Origin of the sequence: Cytobacillus sp. FSL H8-0458, from assembly GCF_038002165.1 — a bacterium.
In the GTDB taxonomy this organism is placed as follows: Bacteria; Bacillota; Bacilli; order Bacillales; family Cytobacillaceae; genus Cytobacillus.
In genome coordinates this window covers 3,990,959-4,003,824 of sequence record NZ_JBBOBR010000001.1, presented here as the reverse complement: position 1 = coordinate 4,003,824, position 12,866 = coordinate 3,990,959, and the positions used below count along the sequence as shown (strand labels likewise).

The 12,866-nt window shown below is 44.8% G+C and carries 13 protein-coding genes; 11 read left to right on the top strand and 2 right to left on the bottom strand.

The window, feature by feature from the left end:
• The first annotated feature begins 144 nt into the window (after positions 1-144).
• The 11 genes from NYE23_RS20085 to NYE23_RS20035 all read left to right on the top strand — a co-directional run bounded on the left by NYE23_RS20085 (position 145) and on the right by NYE23_RS20035 (position 11,386).
• Complete coding sequence (locus NYE23_RS20085) at positions 145-462, top strand: DUF3870 domain-containing protein (RefSeq protein ID WP_048008723.1); 318 nt, start codon at positions 145-147, stop codon at positions 460-462.
• Positions 463-636: 174 nt separating this feature from the next.
• On the top strand, positions 637-1,461 hold the full coding sequence (locus NYE23_RS20080) for a M55 family metallopeptidase (protein ID WP_048008725.1): 825 nt from the start codon (positions 637-639) through the stop codon (positions 1,459-1,461).
• A gap of 13 nt (positions 1,462-1,474) precedes the next feature.
• Complete coding sequence (locus tag NYE23_RS20075; RefSeq protein WP_048008726.1) at positions 1,475-2,407, top strand: ABC transporter permease; 933 nt, start codon at positions 1,475-1,477, stop codon at positions 2,405-2,407.
• Entirely contained in the window at positions 2,407-3,363 is a 957-nt protein-coding gene (locus tag NYE23_RS20070) for an ABC transporter permease (protein WP_048008727.1), read from the top strand. The genes NYE23_RS20075 and NYE23_RS20070 overlap by 1 nt, the downstream gene beginning before the upstream one ends.
• Before the next feature lie 4 nt (positions 3,364-3,367).
• Positions 3,368-4,366 carry an ABC transporter ATP-binding protein gene (locus NYE23_RS20065; RefSeq protein ID WP_341080278.1) on the top strand — a complete coding sequence of 333 codons (999 nt, stop codon included), beginning with the start codon at positions 3,368-3,370 and terminating at the stop codon, positions 4,364-4,366.
• Positions 4,367-4,474: 108 nt separating this feature from the next.
• Positions 4,475-6,103: a peptide ABC transporter substrate-binding protein gene (locus NYE23_RS20060; RefSeq protein WP_341080276.1), complete on the top strand. Its 1,629-nt coding sequence runs from the start codon at positions 4,475-4,477 to the stop codon at positions 6,101-6,103.
• A gap of 487 nt (positions 6,104-6,590) precedes the next feature.
• Positions 6,591-7,511 (top strand): S66 peptidase family protein, encoded by a 921-nt coding sequence (locus NYE23_RS20055; protein WP_341080274.1) that lies wholly within the window; start codon positions 6,591-6,593, stop codon positions 7,509-7,511.
• Between the two features lie 13 nt (positions 7,512-7,524).
• Complete coding sequence (locus NYE23_RS20050; RefSeq protein ID WP_341080271.1) at positions 7,525-8,631, top strand: dipeptide epimerase; 1,107 nt, start codon at positions 7,525-7,527, stop codon at positions 8,629-8,631.
• 25 nt (positions 8,632-8,656) lie between these two features.
• Positions 8,657-9,586 (top strand): C40 family peptidase, encoded by a 930-nt coding sequence (locus NYE23_RS20045; RefSeq protein WP_341080269.1) that lies wholly within the window; start codon positions 8,657-8,659, stop codon positions 9,584-9,586.
• Between the two features lie 2 nt (positions 9,587-9,588).
• Complete coding sequence (locus NYE23_RS20040) at positions 9,589-10,599, top strand: ABC transporter ATP-binding protein (RefSeq protein WP_341080267.1); 1,011 nt, start codon at positions 9,589-9,591, stop codon at positions 10,597-10,599.
• Between the two features lies 1 nt (position 10,600).
• Positions 10,601-11,386, top strand: coding sequence for a serine hydrolase (locus NYE23_RS20035; RefSeq protein ID WP_341080266.1), 786 nt, complete (start codon positions 10,601-10,603; stop codon positions 11,384-11,386).
• Between the two features lie 109 nt (positions 11,387-11,495).
• On the opposite strand, the gene NYE23_RS20030 is transcribed toward NYE23_RS20035, so the two are convergent.
• Entirely contained in the window at positions 11,496-12,221 is a 726-nt protein-coding gene (locus NYE23_RS20030; RefSeq protein WP_341080265.1) for a YqcI/YcgG family protein, read from the bottom strand.
• Positions 12,222-12,327: 106 nt separating this feature from the next.
• Positions 12,328-12,747, bottom strand: a complete 420-nt coding sequence (locus NYE23_RS20025; protein WP_341080264.1) for a DUF4395 domain-containing protein — start codon at positions 12,745-12,747, stop codon at positions 12,328-12,330.
• Positions 12,748-12,866 lie beyond the last annotated feature (119 nt).

Sequence of the window (12,866 nt, the reverse complement as noted above, 5' to 3'; positions counted from 1 at the left end):
AAAATATTTAGAAAAGTATTGAAAAATGATTGTAATACAGCTTCTGTTGTATTACAATTTTGGTACGGGCCATGCATTATAATGAATGTTTATGATAACCTCATAAACGCCTCATATAATATCCGGTCTGCAGGAGGCAAGTTCATGTACAGACAAAATACCGTCTATATCATCGGAGACAGCAAAACATCACTGAACAATCCGATTATGCAAAAATATAATGGCTTCTTTATCGGTCTTGTGATCGACAGGGAAACTGATGAAATTGTAGATGCCGAATGTTCATCTACCATTAATTTAACCTCATTATTTATTAAATCGATATTTGTCGGCAAATCCATACTGGAAGCAGACAAGGTAATGGAAGAAATCGAAAGCCGCTATTTCGGCTCCTCGCAAAAGGCCCTGATCGTTGCCTTTAAAAACGCCCATATAAAATATACACAAATTATGAATAAATAAAGCTGCTTTTTCTGTTTTCCGCAGATGAAATCCAGCTATCAGAGAACATCTCCGATAGCTGGATTTTTTGCATTTAACAGTAAGAAGATAAATTGCTGATTCAATTTACAGAAAATATCAAAATAATTCGCAATATAGAAAACTATAATAATATAATATTTTGGGGGATTCTGAATGAAGCTTTATCTATCTGTTGATATGGAAGGAATTACTGGTCTTGCTGATCATACCCATGTCGGCTCTTCGAAGCACAATTATGAACGCAGCAGGGTGATTATGACTGATGAGGCAAACCATGTGGTGACAGCTGCCTTTGAAGAAGGCTGCAGTGAGGTGATTGTCAATGACAGCCACTCCAAAATGAACAACCTGCTTATTGAAAGAATGCACCCTGAGACACAGCTGATTACTGGTGATGTTAAGCCATATTCAATGGTTCAGGGCCTGGATTCAAGCTTTAGCGGTGCCATTTTTGTTGGATATCATGCACGTGCTTCCATGAAAGGTGTTATGTCCCACTCTATGATTTTCGGTGTAAGACATATGTACATCAATGATCATGCCATTGGAGAAATGGGCTTCAATGCTTATGTGGCTGGCTATCATGGCGTGCCGATTCTAATGGTGGCCGGAGATGACCAGGCTGCATTGGAAGCAGAGAAATTAATCCCGAATGTTACAACAGCTGTTGTAAAAGAGACGATATCACGGTCTGCTGTGAAATCGCTTACTCCCGCGAAAGCCGGCCAGCTTTTAAGAGAAAAAGCGGCAGAGGCGCTCAGCAAAAAGGAGCTTGTCAAGCCGCTTGTTCCGCCGGAAAATCCTGTATTGAAAATTGAATTTGCCAACTATGGCCAGGCTGAGTGGGCTGCTTTGATGCCTGGTGCAGAGATAGAAGAAAATACAACCATTGTCCGCTATCAGGCTAAAGATATTCTTGAAGCATACCAGGCTATGCTCGTGATGACTGAGCTGGCCATGAGAACTACATTCTGTTAGGAAGTGTTAATGAATGACTGGATACATAATAAAACGCCTCATCGCAATGGTCGTCACACTTTGGTTCATTATCACTCTGACGTTTTTCTTAATGCACTCCATACCCGGGTCGCCTTTTAATGAAGAAAGAAATACCAGCGAAGCGGTCCAGCGGAATATGGAGAAATTCTATCATTTGGACGAACCGCTGTATGTCCAATATGGGATGTACTTGAAATCAGTTGCAACATTTGACTTTGGACCATCTATTAAAAAGTCCTCCCAGACGGTTAATGAAATGCTGGGACGGGGGTTCCCGGTGTCGTTTGAACTGGGAATCGTCACTTTGATTGTGGCTGTTTTCTCAGGGATTGCCCTCGGAATCATCGCAGCCCTCCGGCACAATGGCTTTATTGATTATTTAGCGATGACCATTGCAGTTCTGGGAATATCAGTGCCGAACTTTGTGCTTGCCACATTATTAATTCAGCAGCTTGCTGTCAATCTGGCAATCCTCCCGGTGGCTACCTGGTCAAGCCCAAAGCATATGATTCTGCCGACTCTGGCGCTTGCGACAGGACCCATGGCGATCATCGCCCGTCTGACACGTTCAAGCATGCTGGAAGTTCTGACACAGGATTACATCAAGACGGCCAAGGCTAAAGGCCTGTCACCGGTGAAAATTGTTTTTAAACATGCACTGAGAAATGCCCTTCTGCCTGTTGTAACCGTATTGGGGTCGCTTGCTGCAAGCATTTTGACAGGAACCTTTGTAATTGAAAAAATATTTGCCATTCCCGGAATGGGAAAGTATTTCGTAGAAAGCATCAATACACGTGATTATCCCGTCATAATGGGAACCACCGTTTTTTACAGCTCCATTTTGATTATTATGCTGTTCCTGGTGGACATTGCATACGGAGTTCTAGACCCGAGAATTAAGCTTCACAAAAAGGAGGCGAGCTAATGGAACTGCGCAAACAGCATGATAACCGCAACCTGGCACCCGATATTCCGGATGATTGGTTTGTCCCAAAGGCCAAAGACGAGGATGCAGCGGAAGCAGTTGTAAGGCCAAGCCTTTCTTATTGGCAGGATGCATGGCGCCGGCTTTTGAAAAATAAGCTGGCGATGGCAGGGCTATTCTTTCTTATTGCTTTAGCCTTTATGGCCATATTCGGCCCGATGATTTCCCCGCATGATGTATCCCAGCAGTCATTGGCTAATCAGAACCTTCCACCGTCTTCAAAATATTGGTTCGGAACAGATGAATTAGGTCGGGATGTTTTCGCAAGAACATGGTACGGAGCAAGGATATCCTTATTCGTTGGAATCGTGGCAGCCATGATTGATTTTGCAATTGGAGTCATTTACGGCGGTATTGCCGGCTATAAAGGCGGCAGAACAGATAATGCCATGATGAGGGTAGTGGAAATTTTGTATGGACTCCCATATTTGCTCGTTGTTATTTTAATCAGTGTTGTAATGGGACCTGGTTTGTTCACCATTATATTCGCCCTTTCCGTAACGGGCTGGGTCGGGATGGCCCGGATTGTCCGCGGACAGGTTCTGCAGATCAAGAACTATGAATTTGTACTGGCATCAAAGACTTTCGGAACAAAAACATCGAGGATTATAAAGAAAAACCTGCTGCCCAACACGATGGGCCCTATCATTGTACAGATGACATTAACAGTGCCATCGGCCATCTTTGCAGAGGCATTCCTGAGCTTTCTGGGATTAGGCATTCAGCCGCCTTTTGCCAGCTGGGGCTCCATGGCCAATGATGGGCTGTCTACGATTCTATCAGGTCACTGGTGGCGCCTGTTCTTCCCTGCCTTTTTCATCTCCCTGACTATGTTTTCATTTAATGTGCTTGGAGACGGATTGCAGGATGCCCTCGATCCGAAGTTAAGGAGGTAGCAGCATGGAGAAAGTACTAGAAGTAAAAGACCTGCATGTCACATTTACCACTTATGGCGGGGAAGTCCAGGCTGTAAGGGGTGTATCATTTGATCTCTTCAAGGGGGAAACCCTGGCGATTGTCGGTGAATCCGGCTGCGGAAAGAGTGTAACGTCCCAAAGCATCATGCGGCTGATTCCATCCCCACCCGGGAGAATAGCCGATGGCGCTGTTCTTTTTAAAGGGAAGGACCTGACAAAACTAAAAGAGTCTGAAATGCGGGATATCCGCGGCGCAGACATTTCGATGATTTTTCAGGATCCAATGACGGCTTTAAACCCTACGATTACCATCGGGGAGCAAATTATAGAGGGAATTATGCAGCATGAAACCGTATCAAGGCAGGGTGCCCGTAAAAAGGCTCTGGACATGCTGAATTTAGTTGGAATACCAAATCCATCCGAAAGATTGAAGCATTATCCACACCAATTCAGCGGAGGGATGAGGCAGCGGATAGTGATTGCCATGGCCCTTGTCTGCGAGCCGGAAGTGCTGATTGCCGATGAGCCCACCACAGCACTTGATGTAACGATCCAAGCGCAAATATTGGACTTATTTAAAGATATCCAGAAAAAAACTGGTGTATCCATCATTATCATCACCCATGATCTGGGGGTTGTCGCTCAAGTAGCAGACCGCATCGCAGTCATGTACGCAGGAAAAATAGTGGAGGCTGGGGAACGAAGGGAAATCTTCTATAATCCGCAGCATCCCTATACGAAGGGCCTGCTGAATTCTGTTCCGCGTCTTGACCTGGATGGGGCTGATCTTATTCCTATTGGCGGATCCCCGCCGGATTTATTTGCTCCGCCGGCCGGATGCCCATTTGCTGCCCGCTGCGGATACACAATGGAGGTATGTGACCGGGTCTATCCCTATAAAACGCATTTAAGCCGGGATCATCATGTGGACTGCTGGCTCCAGGATGAGCGGGCACAGAAAATGCTTGCAGGTGTAAAGTAGGTACTTCCTTTCGCAGTGCCGGCCCGGTACGGCGAAAGTTATGATTCTATCAGCTGTCAGGCAGGCATCTGGTAGATAAAGAAATATATTTTAAGAGGGGGAAAAGGAATGAAAAAGTTTTTATCTCTGCTGCTTGCAGGTGTGTTGCTATTCGTCATGGCAGCCTGTACGGCAAATGAAAATGCAGGCAAAGAAACAGACAGCAAGGATGATGGCAAGAAAGAAGAAGAAAGTGCTGAAAAAGTGCTTTATTTGAACAATGGCCAGGAGCCGACTTCGTTTGACCCTCCAATCGGCTTTGACTCTGTTTCCTGGAGTGCGCTGAACAACTTAATGGAAGGTTTGACACGTCTGGGACAAAATCATGAGCCAGAAGCAGCCATTGCCGAAAAGTGGGATGTTTCTGAAGATGGAAAGACTTATACATTCCATATCCGCGAAGGTGCAAAATGGTCAAATGGCGATCCTGTAACAGCAGGTGATTTTGAATTTGCCTGGAAGCGTCTTTTAAATCCTGATACAGGTTCTTCAGCCGCTTTCCTCGGCTACTTCATTGAAGGCGGAGAAGCTTATAACAATGGGGAAGGATCAGCTGATGATGTGAAAGTAAAAGCAGTTGATGACAAAACATTTGAAGTGACTTTAGTCAGTCCGCAGGCTTATTTCTTAAGTGTAATCACAAACCCTGCATTTTTCCCGATCAATGAAAAAGTAGCAACAGAGAACCCTCAGTGGTTTGCTGAAGCAGAATCTTTTGTGGGCAACGGTCCTTTCAACCTGACAGAGTGGGAGCATGACAGCCACTTTGTAATGGAGAAAAACGATCAGTACTGGGATGCCGAAAATGTAAAACTGGATAAAATTAATTGGGCGATCATTGACGATACCAATACAGAATACCAAATGTATCAAACCGGAGAGCTTGATGTATCGGCTGTTCCATCTGAGCTGAGTGAAAAGCTATTAGGCGAAGCGAAGGTTGAAGACCAGGCCGGTGATTATTTCTACCGATTTAACGTAAATATGGAGCCATTCCAGAATGAAAACATCCGTAAAGCTTTCGCAATGGCAGTGGACCAGAAGCAAATCGTTGACTTTGTAACAAAGAATGGAGAAAAGCCTGCATACGGATTTGTATCCTATGGATTTAAGGATGCTGATGGCAAGGATTTCCGTGAAACAGCAGGAGATCTTGTCCAAACGAATGTAGAAGAAGCCAAGTCCCTTCTTAAAAAAGGAATGGAAGAGGAAGGCTATGAAACACTTCCTGAAGTTACATTAACGTACAGCACAAGTGATTCTCACAAAAAGATCGCAGAAGCTCTTCAGCAAATGTTCAAGGAAAACCTTGGCGTTGAAGTGAAGCTTGCCAACATGGAATGGAATGTATTCGCTGAAGAACAAAAAGCGCTTAAATTCCAATTATCCCGAAGCTCATTCCTTGCTGACTATGCTGACCCAATCAACTTCCTTGAAAACTTCCAGACAGGACATTCCATGAACCGCACTGGCTGGAGCAATGAGAAGTACGATCAGCTGATCAAAGATGCGAAGAATGAAGCAGACGAAGCAAAGCGCTTTGAACTGATGTATGAAGCGGAAAAAATCTTATTCGAAGAAATGCCGATTATCCCTATCCATTTCTACAACCAGGTATATCTCTACAATGATGCTGTTTCAGGAATCGTCCGCCATCCGGTTGGATACCTGGAGCTTAAATGGGCAGATAAGAAGTAATACTTCTTCGGCTTGATGTGAAAGTGACAGGAAAAGGGGTGTTCGTGTGAACATCCCTTTTTTTCAGAAGCTCATTTTTTTTGCAGAACAAGGATTTTTGAACTTTGATAACTGTCTAGCTCCGAGCGCCATCGGCTCGAGGTCTTAAGCTTGGCTAACGGCGGCTCCTAGGGACTCGAGGTCATAAGACGATTCCTTCCAGAAGGAAAGAACACCATCTTACAGTAATCGTCTTATGCTTGTCGTCCCTAAGCAGTCGCCTTCGTTTTTCGGACAATCACTTCTGAAGGCAAAATACGCCTTCCGTCAGCGCTTGTCTTAAGCTTGTCGCCGATAAGCTGGCGCTCTGCGCTTTTCTAGTTTATTTCCCGAAAAATAATACATTTTCCCGAAATTTAGCTTATATCCTCGACAATTATTTCATTTCCCAAATAATGCTTTTGCTGAAGGAGCATATAATGCTATAAAACGAAAAGGATGTGACAGCATGGCAATCAAACCTCAGCGCCTGAAAAAAGGTGATGCGATTGGAATTATAGCACCGGCAAGCCCGCCCAATCAGGAGAACCTGAAACGATCCCTTTCTTTTTTGGAAGAGCTTGGTGTAAAGGTAAAGATGGGCGAGCATGTGACAGATCAATATGGTTACCTGGCCGGGAAGGATGAAGACCGTCTGGCTGATTTACATAACATGTTTGCGGATAAGGAAGTCAAAGCCATCATTTGTGCAGGCGGGGGCTATGGAACCGGGAGAATTGCGTCCCAAATCGACTACGGTCTGATAAAAGAAAACCCGAAAATTTTCTGGGGATACAGTGATATAACATTCCTGCACACAGCCATCCGCCAGGAAACAGGATTGGTCACCTTCCATGGGCCGATGCTCGCCTCTGATATTGGCAAAGAGGGTGCGGATCCGCTATCCAGGCAATATTTTAACCAGTTATTTGAGTCAGTCACTCTTGACTATCCAGAAGGAATTTCAGAATTGGAGACGATGGTGAACGGGAGTGCCGCGGGTGTCTTAACGGGCGGAAATCTGTCTCTTATGGCCAGTACAATCGGAACACCATTTGAAATTGATACAAAAGATAAACTTGTGCTTATTGAGGACATTAACGAAGAGCCCCGTGCGGTCGACCGCATGCTAAACCAGCTGCATATGGCAGGGAAGCTTTCGGATGCGGCCGGCTTTATCATTGGGGACTTTAATAATTGTGTTCCGGAAAGAGAACTTTCCCTGGAACTGGATGAAGTTCTGGATACGTATATCAAAAGGGTGAATAAGCCTGCAGTTAAAGGCTTTCATATAGGCCATTGCTCTCCGCATATTTCTGTGCCATTAGGTGTAAGGGCAGAATTGGATGCAGCCGGTAAAAAGCTGACAATTGAAAGCGGAGTTAAGTAAAAGGGTGGTATAGATGAAAATAAACACGATCGAAACATTTAGAGCTGCAGTACCACTGAAAAAACCATTTAAAACAGCTTTGAGAACAGTTGAGACAGCTGAAACGCTTGTTGTAAAAGTAACATGTGATAACGGGATAGCCGGGTGGGGGGAAGCACCACCCACTGTGGTGATCACCGGGGACAGCCTATCAAGCATAGAGTCAGCCATCCATCATGTATTAAAGCCAATGCTGATCAATAAGAGTCTTCTAAACTATGAGGAGATATTCCAGGGGATTCAGTCCGCTTTAATAGGAAATTCGAGTGCAAAGGCAGCTTTGGATATGGCCTTGTACGATTGTCTTGCACAGCAATGCAAACTGCCTCTTTACCAATTTTTAGGCGGACATAAAAATGAGGTGGAAACGGATTATACAGTAAGCGTCAATGGTCCGGAAGAAATGGGAGAAGATGCGGTTTCCTATGTTCAGCAAGGCTTCGATGTCCTTAAGGTAAAGGTCGGCAAGGATGATATTTTAACAGATATAGAGAGAATACGGGAAATCCGCACCCGGGTAGGATCGAAAATTAAAATCCGCCTGGATGCCAATCAGGGCTGGAAACCAAAGGATGCTATTTATGCCATCCGAAAAATGGAAGCACTTGACTTGAACATTGAGCTTGTCGAACAGCCGGTAAAGGCTTGGGATATAGAGGGGCTTAAGCAGGTTACCGATGCGGTTAATACACCGATTATGGCAGATGAGAGTGTTTTTACCCCGAAGCAGGCATTTGAAGTCATTAAAACGCGAAGTGCTGACCTGATTAATATCAAGCTGATGAAGTCAGGCGGCATTTATCAGGCGCAGATCATTAATCAGCTTGCTGAAGTATGCGGGATGGAATGCATGGTAGGCAGCATGATTGAAACAAAGATCGGCATTACGGCCGCAGCCCATTTTGCAGCCAGCAAAAAGAATATAACCCGCTTTGATTTTGATGCCCCATTGATGATGGCAAAAGAAATTGTGGAAGGCGGAATCCGCTATTCCGGCCGCAAAATTACCCTGCCATCTGAAACTGGCCTTGGCATCAGGAATGTATCATTGGCAGTGAACAAGCAGGAATTGACATCCTGACAATTTTAAAAAGGAGGAATTCGGTTTGGCAATTAAGCAGAAATGGCTGGTTTCGGTTCCTGCTGCTACCTTGTGGACAGCGAGCGATTCATCAAGAGAAATTGACTTTGAAGCCATCACTAATCCAGTTAATTTGGATGCCTGGCTTGAAAAGCTCACCTATGAGCCCCGACTGGAGCTTTGCGACGGGAATCTTGTGCAATCACAAGTTCTGTACGGAGAAGAAGTGATTGTATTGGAGGAGAGAGATGGATGGGTACATGTTGTTGTCCCGAGCCAGCCTTCTTCAAAGGACGGGAGAGGGTATCCCGGCTGGTTGCCGAAGGCCCAGCTGACTCAGAATGAAGATTGGAAGCTTGATAGTGAAAAGGCCGCTGTCATCCAGAACAAAAAAGCAACTCTCTATTCGACTGACAGAGAGCCGGAACTAATTCTAAGTTATCAAACTGTACTTCCGGTCTTAAAAGAAGGAGCCGAGTGGATCCAGGTTCAGACACCTGGAGGAGAAGGATTCTTAAAATCTGCTGACGTAAAGGTCTTTGAATCATTTGAGGCTATACGGAAAGGCAGCGGCAGAGACATCATTGCTGCGGGTGAACAATTTATAGGCCTTCCCTATCTATGGGGCGGCATGAGCAGCTATGGATATGACTGTTCAGGGTTCAGCTTTTCAATGTGCAAAGCAAATGGAGTGATCATTCCCCGTGATGCCCATGATCAGGCGGAAGCAGGGAAGCCGGTCGAACTGGATGCCATTGAACCAGGGGACCTATTATTCTTTGCTTATGAAGAAGGGAAAGGCAAACTCCATCATGTAGGCATTTATTATGGTGATGGAAAGCTGCTTCATTCTCCAAATACCGGTAAAAGCATCGAAGTTATCGACTTGAAAGATACCATCTATGAAAAGGAACTATGTGCAGCTAGACGTTACTGGCAAGAGACGGGGGAATAAACATGGCAAAAGAAGCACTTTTACAGGTCAACAATCTCAAAAAGCATTTTTCAATGGGAAAAGGACAAACCCTGAAGGCTGTTGATGATGTCTCCTTTCATATCAAACAGGGAGAAACATTCGGGATTGTCGGTGAATCCGGCTGCGGAAAATCAACCGCAGGGCGTACCATCATTGGTTTATATAACCGTACAGAAGGTGAAGTCCTTTATGACGGAAAAAATGTCCATAACATGACTGAAAAAGAGAGGTTTGCTTTTCACAGGAAGATGCAGATGATTTTTCAGGATCCGTATGCTTCCTTGAATCCGCGTTCTACCGTACAGGAGATTATTTCCGAGCCCATGGAGGTTCATGGGTTATATCCGAATAAGAGGGAGCGCCTCGAGCGGGTCTATCAGCTTCTGGAGGATGTAGGTCTTAACCGCGACCATGCTAACCGTTATCCACATGAATTCAGCGGCGGGCAGAGACAAAGAATTGGAATTGCCCGCGCTTTGGCGCTGGATCCGGAATTCATTATTGCTGACGAGCCAATCTCAGCACTGGATGTATCGGTACAAGCCCAGGTGGTGAACCTGCTTAAGGGGCTCCAGAAGAAAAAAGGGCTGACCTACTTATTTATCGCCCATGATCTCTCAATGGTTAAGCATATCAGCGACAGAATCGGCGTTATGTACTTAGGGCATCTAGTGGAATTAACCACAAGCGAAAACTTATATAAAAATCCGCTTCACCCTTATACACAGGCCTTGTTGTCGGCGATTCCCATCCCTGACCCTGATGTCGAGGATAACCGGGAAAGAATCATTTTGGAAGGGGAGCTCCCAAGTCCAATGAATCCGCCAAGCGGCTGCGTATTCCGCACGCGCTGCCCTTATGCGATGGAGGCTTGTGCTTCCATGAAGCCTGTGTGGCAGGAGATTGAGAAGGATCACTTTGTGGCCTGCCATTTATATAATGAAAAAGTAACGGGCGACCATAACCGGCCTCAAGTAGCGGCTGCGAAATAAAATGGACTTTCATACTCTTAAAGCGGAAATTCTTACATTGGCCAGCTGCTGTGAAGGCCGCGTTGCTGTATATATCCATACTGAAGATGATTTCATCGAAAAAGATGCCGATGCCATTTTCTCTTCAGCCAGCTTAATAAAGGTGCCGATTTTACTTGCGGGACTTTTACAGGCGGAGAAAGGGCTGCTTCAGCTTGAGGAGGAAGTGGAAGTCACTGCTTCTGCCCGGGTTGGCGGATCGGGTGTATTGCAGGCCATGGCCAGAGATTTGAAGATCAAGGTGACAGACCTAATGACACTAATGATCATTGTGTCTGATAATACAGCGACTAATCTTATCATTGAGCTGCTCGGTATAGAGAAAATCAATCAGCTTTTCAAAGATTTGGGGTTTAATAATACATCATTAAACAGAAAAATGATGGATTTTGAAGCACTGAAAAACGGCATCGACAACACCACGACTGCCCGGGATATGGTGTATGGCATAAAGGCATTGGCAGAGCAAAAGCTTTTATCAGGGAAGTATACTGAAAAAGCACTGTATATATTGGAAAACCAGCAGTTTAAAAATAAACTTGCCAACACGATAGACGAGGAAAAAGTCATGGTTGCCAATAAAACAGGCGAACTTCCCGGCATAGAGCATGATTGCGCCATATTTACCCATAAAGGAAAAACAGTCTGCGCTGCGGTACTTGTGGACAGGCTCCAAAATCAGGCAGCCGGCAAAGAAGTACTGTCCGCAATTGGCAGCCGTATTAATCAATATATTACACATAAATAAGGAACCGATCGCTGAGAACGGTTCCTTATTTATGCAGTTTTTACTTTTTAGGCTGACCACAGATCTGCCCGGATATCCCATAAATTAATTTGTGCCCAAGGCATTTCAATTATTTATGATGAAAAGGGCATTTCCCTTCAATTGGCTTAATGTCATCACCGATGAAGTATTGTTTCCACTCACGGTGTTCGGGATCGCCATAGTGGCTGATGTTTGGATGGGTAGGAAGGCCATCCCATTTTTCAACACGTTCCCTTACTTTTTCCCTGGACATGATGCCGCCTTTAGAGGTGCCTTCAAGGCCTTCAAAAATGCGGCGCGGCTGGAATCCGAGCACAAGGCTATTGCCTAAATCCCTCGTCTTTCTCTGCTTGTATGCAGGCGCATTTCCAAACACAAAGAATGGCTCCTCCGCAAAAGAAAACGCCCATAAATGATGGTCCGGATCTGTCGGATAATCCTTCGGCCAAGGCTTTGTATCAACCTTATGCAAATACTGAAGGATATTCCAGAAATATTCTCTGTAATGTTCAAGCGGCTTTTCATCTTTTTCCGGCTCCACAAATACAAACAGGCCATGGCGAATAAGCTTTGGTGCGTCAAAGAGCTCGATAAAGGATTCAAGAGCTTCCGGAAGATTAGACCAGTCCTCTTGTGTAATATAGGCATATCTCAATTCGCCGCGCATTTCTGCAGTCATTCCAAAATAGCACGGGAAGGTTTTATCTGTAACTGTATCATGAAATGTTTTATATTCCTGAATAACCCACTCAGGCACAATATCGGGGTTAGTCATATCTTCTTTTGTTAAAAGAAACTTACTGGCAGTTTTCATTTTTTCACCTCAGAATGATTTACTTATGAAATATGTACCCCTTATAAAGTCCTTTGAAACTAGCTGGGTGAATTAGGAAACGAAAAAGACAGCCGTGATGGCTGCCTTACGATTTTCGGTATTTATACTGGTTAAGCTGAAAGCGGATAAAACAGCCGATGCAAAATCCCAGAATGGCAATAAATGCTGAAAGAGCGACCATAGCTGTAAAAACATACCCTGCAGCTGTCCAGCCTAGGAAAAAGCTGATCAGCCCAAGCGCCAGGCAGGCAACGGCAATCACCTGATTAAATTGCTGCTGTTCCCAGTCTTCGGGAATGTACTCAGAAGGACTCTTTCTAAGAAAATGCCTTGCTGTACGCATAATTGGATTGAAGCCGAACAATAATCCCATTGCACCTGCAAGCAGGGGAATGGCAAGAATCCATGCTTCTCCGGTAAACCACGAAGCTAAAACACTTAATACAATTGACCATTGATTGGTTCTTACGAGCGGACGGGGAATCGAAACCGGTGTATTTGCCATTTTTTCCGACCTTTCTCATTGGTTTTATTGGTATTAATAGTTTACTGAAGTTGTGTGGTTTTGTGAAGAGAAAAAGCCTGGAAAAATAAAAAAGCACGCCCACTAGGGACGTGCTTCCA